The 16,435-nt window shown below is 68.0% G+C and carries 17 protein-coding genes; 10 read left to right on the top strand and 7 right to left on the bottom strand.

Annotated features, from left to right (window positions below):
- The 10 genes from V7Z98_RS10380 to V7Z98_RS10340 form a co-directional block, all read left to right on the top strand.
- Window positions 1-295, top strand: a 295-nt coding sequence (locus tag V7Z98_RS10380; RefSeq protein WP_334157896.1) for a hypothetical protein, incomplete at its 5' end; no start/stop codon positions are given.
- Window positions 292-1,572 carry a DUF2800 domain-containing protein gene (locus V7Z98_RS10375; protein WP_334157895.1) on the top strand — a complete coding sequence of 427 codons (1,281 nt, stop codon included), beginning with the start codon at window positions 292-294 and terminating at the stop codon, window positions 1,570-1,572. The genes V7Z98_RS10380 and V7Z98_RS10375, both read left to right, overlap by 4 nt.
- On the top strand, window positions 1,572-1,745 hold the full coding sequence (locus V7Z98_RS10370) for a hypothetical protein (protein ID WP_334157894.1): 174 nt from the start codon (window positions 1,572-1,574) through the stop codon (window positions 1,743-1,745). The genes V7Z98_RS10375 and V7Z98_RS10370 overlap by 1 nt, the downstream gene beginning before the upstream one ends.
- Before the next feature lie 3 nt (window positions 1,746-1,748).
- On the top strand, window positions 1,749-2,297 hold the full coding sequence (locus V7Z98_RS10365; RefSeq protein WP_334157893.1) for a DUF2815 family protein: 549 nt from the start codon (window positions 1,749-1,751) through the stop codon (window positions 2,295-2,297).
- Window positions 2,298-2,432: 135 nt separating this feature from the next.
- Complete coding sequence (locus V7Z98_RS10360; protein ID WP_334157892.1) at window positions 2,433-4,499, top strand: DNA polymerase; 2,067 nt, start codon at window positions 2,433-2,435, stop codon at window positions 4,497-4,499.
- Window positions 4,500-4,590: 91 nt separating this feature from the next.
- On the top strand, window positions 4,591-4,890 hold the full coding sequence (locus V7Z98_RS10355; RefSeq protein ID WP_334157891.1) for a hypothetical protein: 300 nt from the start codon (window positions 4,591-4,593) through the stop codon (window positions 4,888-4,890).
- A 65-nt stretch (window positions 4,891-4,955) separates the two neighbouring features.
- Window positions 4,956-5,111, top strand: coding sequence for a hypothetical protein (locus V7Z98_RS10350; RefSeq protein ID WP_334157890.1), 156 nt, complete (start codon window positions 4,956-4,958; stop codon window positions 5,109-5,111).
- Window positions 5,108-6,505, top strand: a complete 1,398-nt coding sequence (locus V7Z98_RS10345; RefSeq protein ID WP_334157889.1) for a DEAD/DEAH box helicase — start codon at window positions 5,108-5,110, stop codon at window positions 6,503-6,505. Before V7Z98_RS10350 ends, V7Z98_RS10345 begins: the two co-directional genes overlap by 4 nt.
- A complete protein-coding gene (locus V7Z98_RS17870) occupies window positions 6,502-6,687 on the top strand; it encodes an excisionase (RefSeq protein WP_442951831.1) in 186 nt (61 codons plus the stop codon). Before V7Z98_RS10345 ends, V7Z98_RS17870 begins: the two co-directional genes overlap by 4 nt.
- On the top strand, window positions 6,662-7,690 hold the full coding sequence (locus V7Z98_RS10340) for a tyrosine-type recombinase/integrase (protein WP_334157888.1): 1,029 nt from the start codon (window positions 6,662-6,664) through the stop codon (window positions 7,688-7,690). The genes V7Z98_RS17870 and V7Z98_RS10340 overlap by 26 nt, the downstream gene beginning before the upstream one ends.
- A gap of 60 nt (window positions 7,691-7,750) precedes the next feature.
- On the opposite strand, the gene V7Z98_RS10335 is transcribed toward V7Z98_RS10340, so the two are convergent.
- The 7 genes from V7Z98_RS10335 to hypD are packed head-to-tail and all read right to left on the bottom strand — an operon-like array spanning window position 7,751 to window position 16,428.
- Window positions 7,751-9,316, bottom strand: a complete 1,566-nt coding sequence (locus tag V7Z98_RS10335) for a nickel-dependent hydrogenase large subunit (RefSeq protein WP_334157887.1) — start codon at window positions 9,314-9,316, stop codon at window positions 7,751-7,753.
- Complete coding sequence (locus V7Z98_RS10330; protein ID WP_293266337.1) at window positions 9,313-10,317, bottom strand: HupU protein; 1,005 nt, start codon at window positions 10,315-10,317, stop codon at window positions 9,313-9,315. The genes V7Z98_RS10335 and V7Z98_RS10330 overlap by 4 nt, the downstream gene beginning before the upstream one ends.
- Before the next feature lies 1 nt (window position 10,318).
- Window positions 10,319-11,884, bottom strand: coding sequence for a sigma-54-dependent transcriptional regulator (locus V7Z98_RS10325; RefSeq protein ID WP_334157886.1), 1,566 nt, complete (start codon window positions 11,882-11,884; stop codon window positions 10,319-10,321).
- Entirely contained in the window at window positions 11,881-13,746 is a 1,866-nt protein-coding gene (locus V7Z98_RS10320) for a hydrogenase maturation protein (protein ID WP_334157885.1), read from the bottom strand. The genes V7Z98_RS10325 and V7Z98_RS10320 overlap by 4 nt, the downstream gene beginning before the upstream one ends.
- Entirely contained in the window at window positions 13,743-14,798 is a 1,056-nt protein-coding gene (gene hypE, locus V7Z98_RS10315; protein ID WP_334157884.1) for a hydrogenase expression/formation protein HypE, read from the bottom strand. Before hypE ends, V7Z98_RS10320 begins: the two co-directional genes overlap by 4 nt.
- A gap of 4 nt (window positions 14,799-14,802) precedes the next feature.
- Entirely contained in the window at window positions 14,803-15,231 is a 429-nt protein-coding gene (locus tag V7Z98_RS10310; protein WP_293266329.1) for a hypothetical protein, read from the bottom strand.
- Window positions 15,232-15,255: 24 nt separating this feature from the next.
- Complete coding sequence (gene hypD / locus V7Z98_RS10305) at window positions 15,256-16,428, bottom strand: hydrogenase formation protein HypD (RefSeq protein ID WP_334157883.1); 1,173 nt, start codon at window positions 16,426-16,428, stop codon at window positions 15,256-15,258.
- Between the last annotated feature and the right edge of the window lie 7 nt (window positions 16,429-16,435).

Genomic DNA, 16,435 nt, shown 5'->3' with positions numbered 1-16,435 from the left:
CTCGGCGGCCACGAACACCGGCAACCGCTCGGCGGCCACGAACACCGGCTACCAGTCGGGCGCTGAGGTGAAGGGCGTTGAGTCCGTCGCAGCCTCGCTCGGTATCCAAGGCCGTGCCCGTGCCGCAGCCGGTGGCGCCGTCGTCCTCTGCTATCGCGACGATAACGACGGCCGCCTGGTCCATATCCGCGCCAGCAAGGTGGGCGACAACGGCATCAAGCCGGACACCTGGTACACCCTCAACACCCAAGGCGAATTCGTTGAAGTCGAAACCGAAAGCGAGGTGGCCGAATGAGCGCTCACGCCCAACTCTCGCCCAGCAGCGCACACCGCTGGCTGCACTGCCCCGGCAGCGTTGCTCTTGAGGCCACGTGCCCGGACGAGTCCAGCGACTTCGCCGACGAAGGCACCGCTGCGCACTTCCTGGCGTCGGAATGCCTGATGCACGAACACGATGCCGCTTTCTACCTGGGCCGCAGCATCAACGTCCACCGCAGCTTCGGTACCGACTGGCTGCAGGACGGCTGGACGGCCGGCAATGGCGGTAAGGAATTTGCCGTCGATGCCGAAATGGCCGGTCACGTGCAGAAGTACCTCGACTACGTGCGCGCCATCGGCGGCGAGCTGATGGTCGAGCAGCGCTTGAGCATCGAGGCCATTACTGGCGAGGCCGGCGCCAAAGGCACGTCCGACGCCGTGATCCTGGCGGGTGACGAACTGGTCATCGTCGATTTGAAGTACGGCCGTGGCGTCAAGGTTGATGCCGACGAGAACGAGCAGTTGCAGATCTATGCCCTGGCCGCCCTCGGCGAGTTCGAGTTCCTGGGCGACTTCAAGCGTGCGCGCCTGGTCATCGTACAGCCCCGCCTCGACCACATCAGCGAGTGGGATTGCCCGGTCAATGCCCTGCGCGAGTTCGGCCAGCAGGTCACGCGCGGCGCCTCTCGTTGCTTCGCGGCCGTCGGATACCACGGCAACTACCAGGCCCTGCACGAAAAGTACCTGACTCCCGGCACCGACCAATGCCGATTCTGCAAGGCCAAGGCCAAGTGCCCCGCACTCGCCAACCAGGTGCTGACCACCGTCGCCGACGATTTCGTCGATACCACCCAGCCCGTGGCCCCGCAGATCGAGCATGCCATTCACCGTGCTTTCGACAATGCAACGCTGGGCAACCTGCTGGGCGCTGTTGATCTGGTGGAAGGCTGGTGCAAGGCAATCCGCGCGGCGGCCGAGGTCGAGTTGCTGGCAGGGCGCGAGGTACCCGGCTTCAAGCTGGTCGAGGGCCGGCGCGGCGCCCGCCGCTGGAGCAACGACGCCGAGGTCGAGGCTGCCATGAAGGGCATGCGTTTGAAGCTGGAAGAGATGTACGACCTCTCGCTGATTTCCCCGACCAGCGCCGAAAAGCTGCACAAGGCCGGGGCCATCGGCCCGCGCCAGTGGCCGAAGTTGCAGACCCTCATCACGCAATCCGAAGGCAAGCCCAGCGTGGCGCCCGAGGCCGACAAACGCCCGGCGCTGGTCATCCAGGCCACTGCGGACGAGTTCGACCCCGTGGAGGACGTGGTCTGATGAAAAACGAGGCCCCCCACCGAGTGCTGCCGCACCAAGCCGTAACCGCCCTGCAGTTGGCGGCGGCCACCGAAAACACCCCTGCCGATCCGCTGCGGCGGCAGAAGGCAATCGAGAAAACCACGCAGCGGATCAAACAGCAGTACCCCCAATTCTTCAAGATCAAGGAGTAAGCCATGAAAGTGAAACTCAACAACGTGCGTCTGGCCTTCCCGGTGCTGTTCGAAGCCAAGACCGTGAACGGCGAAGGCAAGCCGGCGTTTTCTGCCTCCTTCCTGCTCGATCCGGCCGATCCCCAGGTGAAGGCCCTCAACCAGGCCATCGAGCAAGTCGCCAAGGACAAGTGGGGCGCCAAGGCCGAGGCCGTCCTCAAGCAGATGCGCGCCCAGGACAAGGTGGCCCTGCACGACGGCGACCTCAAATCCGCCTACGACGGCTTCCCCGGCAACCTGTACGTGTCTGCGCGCAGCGCCACCCGCCCGCTGGTCATCGGCGGGGACAAGAGCCCGCTCACCGAGCAGGACGGCAAGCCCTACGCCGGCTGCTACGTGAATGCCAGCGTCGAACTGTGGGCGCAGGACAACAACTACGGCAAGCGCGTGAATGCCAGCCTGCGCGGCGTCCAATTCTTCAAGGACGGCGATGCCTTCGCCGGCGGCGGTGCCGCGAGCGAGGACGAGTTCGACGACATCGCCGAAGGCGCTACCGCCGACGACCTGGTTTAACCACATCGAGCCCCGACCCTCGGGCCGGGCGCTTCGGTGAGGCGGCGCACAGCCTGGGGACCACCTACGGCCCCTAGCCGTACAGATGGCCCCGCACACGCCCGCCGCCTCACCAAAGCGAACACGGAAAACAACATGACGACCCTCTGGCTTGACCTCGAAACCTACAGCACGGTGCCCATCACCAACGGCACCCACGCCTACGCCGAAGGCGCAGAAGTGATGCTGTTCGCCTGGGCGATCGATGACGGTCCGGCGCGGGTCTGGGACTGCACCGAAACCCTGCGCATGCCTGACGAACTGGCCGCCGCCTTGAGCAACCCCAGCGTTACCGTGTGCGCCCACAACTCGCATTTCGACCGCACCGTACTGCGGCACGCCATGCCTGAATGGTGTCCGTTGGGCCCCCGCTGGCGCGACACCATGGTCAAGGCTCTGGCCCATTCGCTGCCGGGTTCCCTGGGCGATCTGTGCGACATCCTCAAGGTGCCCACCGACAAGGCTAAGGACAAGGCCGGGCGCCAACTGATCCAACTCTTCTGCAAACCGCGCCCGGCCACCAGCAAGGTACGCCGCGCCACCCGCGAGACGCACCCCGCCGAGTGGGCCAGGTTCGTGGAATACGCTGGGCTCGACATCGAGGCCATGCGCGAGGTCGATAAAAAACTGCCGTCCTGGAACTTCCAGGGCGCCGAGCTGGCGCTGTGGCATCTGGACCAGGCCATCAACGACCGGGGCGTCGCGGTGGATATCGCCCTGGCGCACGCCGCCATCCGCGCTGTTGAGCGAACCCAGAAGGTGCTCGCCGCCCGTACCAGCGATTTGACCCTGGGCGTAGTGCAGGCCGCCACCCAGCGCGATGCGCTGCTGCGCCACCTGGTAGCGGCGTACGGCCTCGACCTGCCGGATATGCAGCAAAGCACGCTGGAACGGCGCGTTGCCGATCCCGACCTGCCGGCCGAGCTGCGCGAATTGCTCGCCATCCGGTTGCAGGCCAGCACCACCAGTACCAGCAAGTACAAGACCCTCGCCAAGGGGGTGAGTAGCGATGGCCGGCTGCGCGGCACGCTGCAGTTCAACGGCGCCAGCCGCACCGGCCGCTGGGCCGGCCGCCTGTTCCAGCCGCAAAACCTGCCGCGCCCCGTACTCAAGCAGGCCGCTATCGACCAGGGCATCGAGGCCTTGAAATCGGATTGCGAGGATCTGCTCTTCGGCAACGTCATGGAGCTGACCAGCAGCGCGATCCGGGGCTGCATCGTGGCGCCCACGGGCAAGAAGCTAGTGGTCGCTGACCTCTCCAACATCGAAGGCCGCATGATCGCCTGGCTGGCCGGCGAAGAATGGAAACTGGCGGCCTTCCGCGCGTTCGACGACGGCGCAGGCCCCGACCTCTACAAGCTGGCCTACGCCAAAGCCTTTGCCGTGTCGCCCGATGCGGTCGAGAAGGACCAGCGGCAGATCGGCAAGGTGATGGAACTGATGCTGGGCTACGAGGGCGGCGTCGGCGCCTTCCTTACCGGGGCGGCTACCTACGGCATCGACCTGGACGCCATGGCCGACGCCGCGTGGCCCAGCATTCCAGCCGACATCATCGCCGAGGCCGAGCAGTTCCTCGCCTGGCGCACCGAGCAGCGCCTCGGCGACTTCGGCCTCAAGCCCAAGACCTTCATCGTCTGCGATGCGCTCAAGCGCCTATGGCGTCGCGCACATCCGGCGGTGTCCTCCTTCTGGAAGGACTTGCAGGAAGCCGCCGTGGTCGCTGTGTCGCGACCCGGTACGACCTACCCCTGCCGCATGCTCAAGCTGCGCCGCGACGGCGCCTGGCTGCGCATCCGCCTGCCATCCGGCCGGTTCCTCTGCTACCCGAGCCCCCAGGTGGATGACGCCGGGAAGCTCTCGTACATGGGCATCAACCAGTACAGCCGCAAGTGGTCACGCCTCAAGACCTACGGCGGAAAACTGGCCGAGAACGTGACCCAGGCCGCGAGCCGTGACGTGCTCGCCGGAAACATGCCGGCCATCGAGGCGGCCGGCTACCAGATCGTCCTTTCGGTGCACGACGAGAACATCACCGAAGCCGCCGACAGCGACGAATTCAACGCCGACCACCTGGCCGATCTGATGGCTACCAACCCCACCTGGGCCGAGGGCCTGCCGCTCGCAGCGGCCGGTTTTGAAGCCTACCGCTACCGGAAGGACTGATCCATGAAACTGCTGCGTCTGTATCGCATGTACCGCGGCTGGGGCTATGGCCCGGCTGTCGCCTGGCAAAACGCTTGGAGGAAATGCCGCCATGCGTGAGAGCACCATCGAGAGCTACCTGGTCGAGCAGGTCAAGGCCAAGGGCGGCGAAGTCCGCAAGGTGAAGTGGATCGGGCGCAACGGTGCGCCTGACCGGCTGGTGATGCTGCCGGCGCGCGGCGAGGTAGGCAACGGCGGCGACGGCAAGGGCCGCACCGTTTGGGTGGAGCTCAAGGCGCCCGGCGAGAAGTGCCGACCGCACCAGATCCGCGAGCACGAGCGCATGCGCCGCATGGGCCAGCGCGTCGAGGTTGTCGATTCCTTCGCAGGTGTTGATGAGGTGTTGGCGTGACGCACAAGTTCCATAGGTCTATCGCATCTGCCAGTGAAGCAAATTGCGTGTCCAAAACTCGATACGTGAGCAAGCGCATTGCGCATATACGCGCAGGACAGATAGGGGCGAAGCGCGGCACCGCGCTCTACGTCTATCACTGCCCGCACTGCAAAGATTGGCACCTCACGCGCCGCCCGCAGCCGGACAACACGCTGGACGACTTCGAGGTCGTGAAGTGACCCGCCAAGCCTTCACCCCCCGCAAGTATCAGCAGCCTGTGATCGACCACGCGCTGGACGTACCGCGCAATGCCGTCTGGGCCGGCATGGGCATGGGCAAGACGGTGTCCGCGCTGACCGCGCTCGACATTCTTGAAATCACCGAGCCCGGCCCGGCCTTGGTGCTGGCCCCGCTGCGCGTGGCCGCAAGCACCTGGCCGGACGAGGCGACGAAGTGGGGTCACCTGCGCAACGTCGAGGTGTCGGCTGTCGTCGGTACGCCGGCCGAGCGCCGCGCCGCGCTCAAGCGCCCGGCCACGGTCTACACCACGAACTACGACAACCTGCCGTGGTTGATCGAGCACTTCGGCGACAAGTGGCCCTTCCGCAAGGTCGTGGCCGACGAATCGACCAAGCTCAAGTCCTTCCGCCTGCGGCAAGGCGGGGTGCGCGCCCAGGCCCTTGCCAGGGTTGCCCATTGCAAGGTGGATCGCTTCATCGAACTGACCGGCACGCCTAGCCCCAATGGCTTACAGGATCTGTGGGGGCAAGCCTGGTTCCTTGACAAGGGCGTGCGCCTGGGGCGCAGCTTCGAGGCATTCAAGGCCCGGTGGTTCCAGTCCATCCAGGTGGGCGGCGACCGCCACGCCACGCGCCTGGACCCATTGCCCTTCGCCCAGGAGCAGATCGAGGACCGCATGCGCGACCTGTGCCTGTCCCTGGACGCCCGCGACTACTTCGACATTTCCGAGCCGATCGTGAACGTCATCCGCGTGGAGTTGCCGGCCAAGGCCCGGCGCCTCTACAAGGACATGGAGCACGAGATGTTCCTCGCGCTGGAATGCGGCGCCGAGGTAGAAGCATTCAACGCGGCGAGCAAGACCATCAAGTGCCTGCAACTCGCCAACGGGGCGATCTACACCGACGACACGTGCAGCGCCTTCGCCGACATCCACGATGCAAAGCTGCAAGCGCTTGAGGACGTGATCGAGGAAGCGGCCGGCATGCCGGTACTGGTGGCCTACCACTTCAAGAGTGACCTCGCCCGCCTGCAGCGTGCCTTTCCCAAAGGCCGCGCCTTGGACAAAGACCCGCAAACCATCCGCGACTGGAACGCCGGGAGGATCCCGGTCTTGTTCGCCCACCCGGCCAGTGCCGGCCACGGCCTGAACTTGCAGGACGGCGGCAACATCCTGGCCTTCTTCGGCCACTGGTGGGACTTGGAGCAGTTCCAGCAAATCATCGAGCGCATCGGCCCCACGCGCCAGGCGCAGGCCGGACACGCCCGCCCGGTGTTCATCCACCACATCGTCGCCACCGACACGATGGACGAGCTAGTCATGGCCCGCCGTGAGTCGAAGCGCGAGGTGCAAGACCTACTACTTGAATCCATGAAGCGAAGGGGGAAATCATGATTAGTCTGAAAAAATGGGCCGAACGCCTCGATCCCCAGCCGCACCCCAACACACTTCGTAACTGGACGCGTGACGGCAAGATCATCCCCCCGCCGGTCAAGATAGGCCGGGCGTACTACGTCAATGAGAAAGCTCGCCATATCAATGAGGTGCTAAATGGCTCCCCGATCCCGCTTACGTAAAAACGCCGGCCTCCCTCCGAACCTGTACGAACAGCGCGGCTACCACACCTATCGGCACCCGGTGACGAAGGAGATTTACGGTTTGGGGCGCGACAAGGCCCGTGCAGTTACGCAGGCAATTCAGGCGAACCTGCACTTTCAGCAACAGGCAGTGACGTTGCTTGACCGCATTACGGGCGCTACCGAACGCACCGTGGCCGACTGGTGCAATGAGTTCGAGAAGTTGTACGGCAAGCACGTGCGGATGAAGTATTTACGCGATGGTCTCGGCCACAGCATCCTGTCCAAGCTTGAGCCGCTGGAAATCAACAACTGGCTAGATGCGAACTGGGAAGAGAAGCCGCGGATGCGTCAGGCCATGCTCTCAACGGCAAAAGTCGTGTTTGGCGCAGCAATAGGCAAAGGATGGCTCAAAGCTAACCCTGCGGCGGATTTAACTACGGCGGCCCCTATCACGAAGCGAGCGCGCCTCACGCTCGATGCCTTCAAAGCGATCTACGCTAAGGCCAACCCAGTTTTGCAGCATGCGATGGAAATTGCACTCATGACCGGGATGCGACGAACCAACGTCATGAACCTCCAATGGTCGCAGGTAAAAGAGGGTTACTTGTGGGTAGAGCACGCAAAGAAGGGCTTAAAGGTACGTGTCCCGCTGTCGATGTACCTGGCCGCAATGAAATGGACGCTTGGAGATGTAATCGGTCGTTGCCGCACTGCCACGGTAAGTCGCTACCTATTGCACCATCAGCGTCACGTTGGGCTTGCAAAACCCGGCGACAAGATCAGGGATAAGACTATCGAGCAGCTATTCCGGGAAGCGCGCGAAGAGGCGGGCATCAATGGCCAGAACCCCCCGACTTTTCACGAAATACGCTCTCTTGCCGCAAGGCTGTGGAAGGAGCAAGGCATTGATGTCCGGGTGCTACTCGGCCATAAAACTGAGGCCATGTCGGCTCTTTACCAGGACTCCCGCGGAGCCGAATGGGTCACGATTTCTGGCTGATCGTTTTCAGAGAATATTCAGTAATTTTCAGCGCCCCCTAGTAGCCACGGGGGTTCCGGGTCAGTGCACCGTGCACACCATGCATGGATCGAAGGAACGCACCACGTGCTGCACCAGGGGCAACGCCCCCTCACCAGCAGGCAAGCCGACCAGTGCCTGCTCCAGGGGGCCGGGGGTGCCGGCGCCGTCCCGGGGGGAGAAATTCCAGGTAGTGGGGGCGACGATCTGGTAGCGGACGATGCGGCCGCGCTCCACCGTGACCCAGTGGCCCAGACTGCCCCGGGCGGCTTCGATCAGGCCGGCGGCGCTGCCGCTGGCGGGCAGCTCGGCAGGGTGGCAGAAGGGCTCGCCGGGCACCAGTTCCCGGGCCCAGCGTTCCAGGGCCGGCACCACCCGGGCCAGTTCCAGCAGGCGCGCCGCCACCCGGGCGAGCACGCTGCCGCCGTGGCGGGCCACTAGGTCCCGTGCCAGGGGATGGCCGTCCACCACCTGGCGGGCCAGGGCCCCCACCTCCACCACCTCGCCGGCGTAGCGGGGGGCCTTGCACCAAGTGTAGGCGCCGGGCTTGTCTGCATCGACCACCGTGTCGGCCTGGGCAGGATGGATGGGGGGCACCTCGGCAAGCCACGCCGAATGGACGTCTTCGCGGATGTCCTGCGCAGACCAAGGCTGGACGCCATTCTCCGAAGACCATCGTCCGGAAGCCAATAGAGGCGCGGGGTTTGAAGCATCGCCCGTAAAACCCTCACCGCCGCCACCATATGCCCCGACGCTGAGAAAGCGGTCGCTGGCCCGGCCCAGGGCGACCAGGTCGTGGCCGCTTTGCGCCAGATCCCGGGCGATGGCGAGGAAGAAGGCCGCCTCCCCCATCACGCCGGCGGACGCCTGGGCCTGCCCCCAGGCCGCCAGGGCCTCGGCCGAGTCGAGGGCAAAAAAATGCTCCAGCCGGTCGGCGAACAGGTGGGTTTCCAATGCACGGCGAAAGTCCGCCAGCAGGGCGATCAGGCGCAGCCGTTCCGAAGCGCTGACGCCTCGGGTGGTGCCGCCGGGTTGCAGCCCCAGGGTGTGGGGCCAGTGGCCGGCGAGCAGGCCCATCACCTTGAGCAGCCCGGCCCGGGCCGGCAGGGCCCAGGCGGTGGCGCTGCCGCGCAGTGCGGTGAGGCGCCGCTGGGCCTCGCCGTGCCAGGGGCGGTCGGCGTAGGCCGGGTGGGTGAAGTCGGGCAGGAAGAACAGGACGAAGTGGCTGAGGTGGTCGGCCAGGTTCTCCGCCCCCAGGATCAGGTTGCGCGCCCGCACCCCGTTGGCCGCCGGGACGATGCCGCCCAGGGCTTCCAGGGCCTGCACCGCCGCCAGGGACTGGGCCACCGAGCAGATGCCGCAGATGCGCGGCACGATGGCCAGGGCGTCCAGGGTGGCGCGGCCGGGCAGAATCTGCTCGAAGCCCCGGTACAGGGGCGAATTGACGTAGGCCGCCACCACCGTGCCGCCAGCCACGTCCAGGGACACTTCCAGGTCCCCCTCGACCCGGTTGAAGGGGCCGAGGACGATGCGCCGGCCCGGGGCGTCGCTGGGGGCAGCGCCCGGGCCGGTGGTGTCGGGGGCGCCGGGCAGAACGTCGTCGCTCATTTCAATCCGGTCTTTTTCAGGGCCGGTACCACCAGCGGGTGGTCGGCGGTGGCGTTCTCGCGCACCCGCTTCGGCGTGGCCGATTTGGACAGGGCGGCCAGGGCCACGAACCAGGCTTTGGGCATGTCGGTGGGCAGGCCGATGGGGATGCCCGCCACCTTGGGGGTTTCCTGGAAGGGGTGGCCCGGGTCCTCGAAACCCGGCTCGGTGCAGGAGATGCAGGCGTAGCCGCCCTTGACGCAGGAGCCGCCGCCGTTCCACGGACGCAGGTTGCAGTCGGCGTGGGCCTGGGTGCCCTTGCAGCCCAGGTTCTCCATCAGACAGCCCAGGTCCGAGGCCTTCTCGGCACTGGCCTTGAATTCGTAGAATTCGTTGCGGCCGCAGCCGTGGTGCACCAGTTGGTCAGCGTACAGGCGCGGCCGGCCGTAAGCGTCCAATTCGTCCGGGGCGAAACCTTCCAGGGCCAACTTTTGCAGAGTTTCCACCACCCAGCCCGGGTGGGTCGGGCAGCCGGCGATGTTGATCACCGGCAGGCCGCCGGCGCTGGCAAAACCTGCGCCGAGCAGCCCCCCCGGGGTGTCGCCGTCGTAGGCCAGGCCGCAGGCGTCCAGGGGGTTGCCGGCTGTGGCGGAAAAACCGCCGTAGGCCGAGCAGCTGCCCACCGCCGCTACGTAGCGGGCGCGGGGGGCGAGGCGGGCCACCCAGTCGGTCATGGCCCGGCCGGTGCCGCCCAAGCGGTGGAAGTGGCCGGTGCCGTGGGGGCCGCGCAGCATGGCCCCCTCGATGCACAGGATGTCCAGAGGCTCGCGCCCGTCGGCGATGGCGTCGAGCAATTCGATCACGTCGCCTACCGGCGCCGACAGGCCCGGGTGGTAGCGCAGGTCGATGCCAGCCACTTCCAGGGCGTCGAACACCGGCCCGGGCTCGTGGCAGAGCAGGCTCTGGGTACAGCCGCCGCAGCCGCCGCTTTGCAGCCAGACCAGGGACAGGCGCTCGCCCATGTCAGGCGCTCTCGCCGGCATTGGCCAGGTCGCCCTCGCCACCATCAGCGCCTTCGCCGCCTTCTGAGCCCTCGTCCTCCCCCGGCGCCCCGGCGCCGCGCAGGCCGTAGCGGGCGATCTTGTTGCGCAGCCCGACCCGGGACAGGCCCAGCTCCAGGGCGGCGCGGGAAACGTTCCAGCGGTGGCGGATCAGCACCTCGCGCACCACCCGGGCCTCCAGCCGCTCCATACGCTCCTTGAGGCCGCCGCCCAGACCGGCGAGGAAGGCCAATTCGGCCTCCTCCGCCGCGCCGCCGGCGGCGCGCAGCACCCGGGGCGAGAGCAGGTCGGCCCCCAGGTGGGGCTCCTCGGCCAGGGCGAGCATGCGCAGCACCTCGTTCTGCAACTCGCGCACGTTGCCCGGCCAGCGCCAGGCGGCGATGCAGGCCAGGGCCTCGTCGGTGAAGCCCGCGGCGTTCTTGCCCAGGGCGCGCTGGCTGGCGTCGAGCAGGCGGTTGGCAAGCAGGGGAATGTCCATGGGCCGCTCGCGCAGGGGCGGCATGGTCAGGGTGACGGTGGCCAGGCGATAGTACAGATCCTCGCGGAAGCGGCCGGCGCGCACCTCGGCCTCCAGGTCCCGGTTGGTGGCGGCGATCAGGCGCACGTCCACCGACACCGGCCGGGTGCCGCCGACGGGGCGGAACTCGCCCTCCTGCAACACCCGCAGCAGCTTGACCTGGAAGGCCGGACTGGTCTCGCCGATCTCGTCGAGGAACAGGGTGCCACCGTCGGCCTGCTGGAAGAGGCCGATGCGGTCCTCGATGGCGCCGGTGAAGGCGCCCTTCTTGTGGCCGAACAGTTCCGATTCGAGCAGGGTGTCGGGCAGGGCGCCGCAGTTCTCGACGATGAAGGGCCGGTTGGCGCGGCGGCTCTCGTAGTGGATCGCCCGGGCGACCATTTCCTTGCCGGTACCCGATTCGCCGGTGACCAGCACCGAGATGTCGTGGGGCGCCACCTTGCGGATCAGCTGGATGACCGGCTCCAGGGGGCTGCCCGGCGCCCGGGTCAGGCCGTCCAGGCCGAACTCGCGCTTGACCCGCTCGTACTTGTGCTCGACCCGCTTCTTCAGCACCGGCTCGGCGGTGCGCAGTTCCAGGGACAGGCGCTGGTTGTCCCGGGCCAGGCGCCAGGCGCTGGCGGCGCTTTGCAGGGTGAGCAGCAGCTGCTCCGGCTGCCAGGGCTTGAGCAGGTACTGCCAGATGCCGGCCTGGTTGATGCCGGCGATGATGTCTTCGGAATCGGTATAGCCGGACAGGATCAGGCGCACCGCATCGGGCCAGCGCTCGCGCACCTCAGCGAGGAAGTGCACGCCGGTGCGCCCGGGCATACGCTGATCGCACAAGACGATCTGGATGCCCTCCCCTTCCCGTTCCAGGATGGCCAGGGCGGACTCGGCGTCGGAGGCGCAGAAGACGGTGAAGTCCTCTTCCAGGGTGCGGCGCAGGGCTTCCTGGGAGCGGACCTCGTCGTCCACCACCAGCACCGTGGGCAGATCGGCATCGGCGGGGGGAAAGGCGGGAGCGTTCACGCGGGGAGTTCCGAGAAGGCGGGAGAGGCGGGTAGCGAAGTGGCCGCCTCCGGTTCCCGGTGCCGGGCCAGGTGGCGCGGCGTCCACGAATGGGGCGTCTTGGTGACGAAATGATACCGGGCGACGTGGTACGACGGGTCGAAGCCGTAGAAATTGCGCCGCATCTCGGCCAGCTCCTCGGCCCGATAGGCGGCCAGGGGCTTGGCCGCCTCGTCGGCGGCGCGGCGGGCGGCCTTGGCCGCCAGGGCGGCGACATAGCCGTCCCCTTCACCGTTCTCGGCCAGCTCGGCGGCCCGGCGCGCCACGTCCACGCGGAAGGCGGCGTGGTCGCCGGCCAGCACCGCGTCGTAGAAGCCGCAGGCCACCGCCTCGCCGGCGCTCATCGGCAGGCGATGGGCGAGGATGCGCCGGGCCCCCTCGGCGCCGACCCGGGGCGGCAAGAGGTAGGTCCAGAATTCGGAGCCGTACAGGTTGCCCATGTTCTTGTAGTGGGGGTTGGCGATCACCCCGTCGCGCACCCACACCCGGTCCGCCGCCCGGGCGAGGAAGGCGCCGCCGGCCCCAACATTGCCCTGCAACGCCGCCACGGTGAGGTGGCTGGTGCAGGTGAGCAGGGCCTCGGCCAGGTCGTCCATGGCGTTGATGGCCGCCCAGGAGGCGTCCGCCGGTGAATCCGCGGCCTCGATCAGGTTGAGGTGGATACCGTTGCTCCAGAACTCCGCCCCGCCCAGCAGCACGATCACCCGGGTCGGCCGGCCGGCGGCGAAGCGCAGGGCCTCGGTCAGGCGGCGGCACTGGTCGGGGCCCATGGCGCCGTTGTAGAAGTCGAAGTGGAGAAAGCCCACCGCCCCGGCTTCCTCGTAGGCGATGTCCTGCCAGGTGGGCGTGGCGACCTTCCACACGCTTGGCAGGGACGCCTCGGGCAGGGCCAAGGCTTCCGGAATGGCCAGGGTGGCGGGCAGTTTGAGGCGCTCGCGGATGTCGCCGCCCTCTTCCCGCTCTGCGGCCTGGGCGCAGGGCAGCCCGCCGGCGCCGCGCCGGGCGTGGCCGATCCACACCGCCCCGTCCCGGGTGCCCACCAGCACCGCGCCGTGGCGGCGGGCCAGGGCGCGGCCGGCAACGTCCGCGTGGTTATTGGCGTTCCAGCCATAGGCGGCGGGATCGCCCTCCGGATGGGCATCGAACAGGCGGCAGGGCACGCCGCACAGTTCGCTCATCACCCCGGGGAAGCCGTCGGCGGCACGGATCTTGGCCAGCACCGCGGCGCTGCCGTCGTGCTGCCAGTCGATGGCCCGCTCCGCCTGGCGCAGCAGGGGCCGCTCCCGCCCCGGGGCGTCATTGCCTGGCCGCACCGGGACGAAGCTTCCGGACTGAAAGCGGGCGATGGCCTGGCGCACCGCCCGGCTGGCGGCCTCGGTGACCTCGCGCCGATACAGGCTGGACTTGGCTGCCGGGCGCATGGCGAAGGCGGCGCTGGCCCATACCGGCCCGCCGTCCAGCGCGGCCTCGGCCTGGAGCACGGTGACGCCCCATTCTTCCGCCCCCTCCTGGATCGCCCAGTCGAGAGCCGACGGCCCCCGGTCGCCGACGATGCCGGGATGGACGATCAAGCACGGCACCGCCTGCCACACCGCCACTGGCACCGGCCGCTTGAGAAAGGGCGCCAGCACCAGGTCCGGGCGGAACAGGGCCACCGCCTCCTCGGTCACCGGATCGGCGATGTCGAACTCCACCGACAGGGTGTGGCCGTCGGCGGCCAGGTCGGCGTAGAGGCGCTGGGCCAGGCTGTTGAAGCTGTGGGTGAGGAAGAGGATGCGCATGGACGGTGGAACGGAAAGGAAGTGGCGGAGAACGGCGCTCAACAGATGCGCGGCAGCTGCTCGCCGGTGAGCCAATCCACGATGCGCTTGCCGCCGAAGGCGGTGGTCATCTGCACGAAGTGGTGCGGGTCCTCGGTGACGGTGCCGATGCGCGCCGCCTCCCGGCCCTGGGGATGGGCGCGCAGGGCCGCCAGCACCAGGGCGTCGACCTCGGCCGGGGCGATGACGATGACCCGGCCCTCGCAGGCGGCGTAGAGCGGGTCGAGGCCGAGGAATTCGCAGGCCGCCGCCACCGCCGGGCGCACCGGGATGGCGGCCTCGTCCAGAGAAACGCCGACCCCGGACTGGGCGGCGATCTCGTTCAAGGTGGTGGCCAGGCCGCCCCGGGTCGGGTCGCGCAGCACCCGCACCTGGGGCACCGCCGCCAGCAGGTCGGCGATCAGGCCGTGCAGGGCGGCGCTGTCGGAGACGATGGGGGAATCGAAGGCCAGTTCCTCGCGGCAGGAGAGGATGGCCACGCCGTGGTCGCCCACCGGGCCGGAGACGAACACGCTGTCGCCCACCCGGGCGTTGGCGCCGCTCAGTTCCACCCCCGGTCGGCGCACGCCGACCCCGGTGGTGGAAATGAACACCCCGTCGCCCTTGCCCTGTTCCACCACCTTGGTGTCGCCGGTGACGATGTGCACCCCGGCGCCGCGGGCGGCGGCGGCCATGCTGTCCACGATGCGTTTCAGCTCGGCGAAGGGGAAGCCTTCTTCGAGGATGAAGCTGGCCGACAGCCAACGCGGCTCGGCCCCCATCACCGCCACGTCGTTGACCGTGCCGTGCACCGCCAGGGCGCCGATGTCGCCGCCGGGAAAGAACAGGGGCGACACCACGTGGGCGTCGGTGGCCATCACCAGCCGGGCGCCCAGGGGCAGGCCGGCCAGCTCGCAGAGCACGGCGCCGTCGTCGCCCTGGCGCAGGGCCGGGTTGTCGAAGGCCGGGGCGAACAGCTCGGCGATCAACTGGGCCGAGGCCCGGCCGCCAGCGCCGTGGGTCATGTCGACGCGACCGTTTTTCAGGTCCAGGGGGCGCACGTAGTTGCGTTTCATCGGCTCAGTTCCGCGGAGAGTCGCTGTCAGGATTATCGGGATTGTTGAGGTTGCCAAGGCCGGCGGCGTCGGCCCCGGCGAAGAACTCGAACAGCTCGGGCCGGCTCTGCCGGTACAGCCGCAGCCACAGCAGGGTGGCAGGCACCAGGGAACGCACGCCGAACCAGACGCTGCCCCGGTCGTCGCGGCGCTGGCCCTTCAGTTCCCAGCCCAGCATGGTCCAGCCTTCCCAGTTCACCTCAGGCATGCGCTCGCGCACCTCGGGGGGGATGTTGGCCACGGTCTGGGTCATGGCCGTCAGGTGGCGCACCGCCTCCTCCCGGGTCAGGCGGGTAGCGAAGAAGTCCGCCTCTTCCAGCCCTTCGGTCAGGGTCAGGATGGCAGCGCCGGAATCGTCGAGGATGCCCAGCTGGGCGGCGGTGAGCAGGTTCATGGTGGTGGGCGGCAGCGGCGCCGGTCAGGCCGGCACGCCCTCGGGGGCGGGGGCCGGCGCCGCATGGTCGCGGGAGTAGTCACGGAAACGGCCATAAGTGTAATGGGCGGCGCAGGCCCCTTCCGAACTGACCATGCACGACCCCATGGGATTTTCCGGCGTGCATACGGTGGCGAACAGTTTGCAGTCCTGGGGGCGCTTGACCCCGCGCAGGATGGCGCCGCACTCGCAGGCCTTGTGGTCGGGCACCGGAGCGTAGCTCAGGGCGAAGCGTTTTTCCGCGTCGAACCCGGCGTAGGCGGCGCGAATCTTCAGGGCGCTGTAGGGCACCACCGACAGGCCGCGCCATTCGAACTCACGGCGCAGCTCGAAGACCTCGGCCACCAGGGCCTGGGCCTTGCGATTGCCGTCCCGGGTCACGGCCCGGGTGAATTCGTTCTCCACCTCGGCGCGGCCCTCGTTCACCTGGCGCACCAGCATGCGGATGGCCTGCATCACGTCCAGGGGCTCGAATCCGGCGATCACCACCGGCTTGCGGTATTCCTCGGCGAAGAACTCGTAGGGCCGGCTGCCGATGATGGTGGACACGTGGGCCGGGCCGATGAAGCCGTCCAGCTTGACCAGGCCGAGGCGGCGCACCTCGGGGGATTCCAGGATGCTGGAGATGGCCGAGGGGGTGAGCACGTGGCAGCACAGCACCGAGAAGTTGGTCAGCCCCAGGGCCTTGGCTTGCAGGATCGCCACCGCCGTGGGTGGCGTGGTGGTCTCGAAACCGATGGCGAAGAACACCACCTGCCGGTCCGGATGCTGCCGGGCCAGGTTCACCGCGTCCTGGCTCGAATAGACCATGCGCACGTCGCCGCCCCGGGCCTTGGCCTTGAGCAGGGACAGGCCGCCGGAGGCCGGCACCCGCAGGCAGTCGCCGTAGGTGCAGACCATGGCGCCGGCGTCGAGGGCCAGGCGGATCGCCTGGTCCACCCGGCCGATGGGCAGCACGCACACCGGGCAGCCCGGACCGTGGATCATGCGCACGTTGGCCGGCAGCAGGTCGGCCACGCCGTAGCGCGAGATGGCGTGGGTGTGCCCGCCGCAGAACTCCATGAAGTGGTAGCGCCGCGCCGGGTCGGCCTCCCGGGCGATGGCGGCGGCCAGCCCCTTGGCCAGATCCCCGTCCCGGTATTCGTCCACGTATTTCATCCCGCCC

This window comes from Oryzomicrobium sp. (assembly GCF_036820405.1).
Taxonomy (GTDB): domain Bacteria; phylum Pseudomonadota; class Gammaproteobacteria; order Burkholderiales; family Rhodocyclaceae; genus Oryzomicrobium.
Note: the sequence above shows the minus strand (reverse complement) of the source record. Positions and strands in the feature narration are given on the sequence as shown.

Coding starts and splice junctions, on each gene's coding strand:
- V7Z98_RS10375 (WP_334157895.1), top strand. CDS start 292: ATGAGCGCTCACGCCCAACTCTCGCCCAGCAGCGCACACCGCTGGCTG.
- V7Z98_RS10370 (WP_334157894.1), top strand. CDS start 1,572: ATGAAAAACGAGGCCCCCCACCGAGTGCTGCCGCACCAAGCCGTAACC.
- V7Z98_RS10365 (WP_334157893.1), top strand. CDS start 1,749: ATGAAAGTGAAACTCAACAACGTGCGTCTGGCCTTCCCGGTGCTGTTC.
- V7Z98_RS10360 (WP_334157892.1), top strand. CDS start 2,433: ATGACGACCCTCTGGCTTGACCTCGAAACCTACAGCACGGTGCCCATC.
- V7Z98_RS10355 (WP_334157891.1), top strand. CDS start 4,591: ATGCGTGAGAGCACCATCGAGAGCTACCTGGTCGAGCAGGTCAAGGCC.
- V7Z98_RS17870 (WP_442951831.1), top strand. CDS start 6,502: ATGATTAGTCTGAAAAAATGGGCCGAACGCCTCGATCCCCAGCCGCAC.
- V7Z98_RS10340 (WP_334157888.1), top strand. CDS start 6,662: ATGGCTCCCCGATCCCGCTTACGTAAAAACGCCGGCCTCCCTCCGAAC.
- V7Z98_RS10335 (WP_334157887.1), bottom strand. CDS start 9,316: ATGAGCGACGACGTTCTGCCCGGCGCCCCCGACACCACCGGCCCGGGC.
- V7Z98_RS10330 (WP_293266337.1), bottom strand. CDS start 10,317: ATGGGCGAGCGCCTGTCCCTGGTCTGGCTGCAAAGCGGCGGCTGCGGC.
- hypE (WP_334157884.1), bottom strand. CDS start 14,798: ATGAAACGCAACTACGTGCGCCCCCTGGACCTGAAAAACGGTCGCGTC.
- V7Z98_RS10310 (WP_293266329.1), bottom strand. CDS start 15,231: ATGAACCTGCTCACCGCCGCCCAGCTGGGCATCCTCGACGATTCCGGC.
- hypD (WP_334157883.1), bottom strand. CDS start 16,428: ATGAAATACGTGGACGAATACCGGGACGGGGATCTGGCCAAGGGGCTG.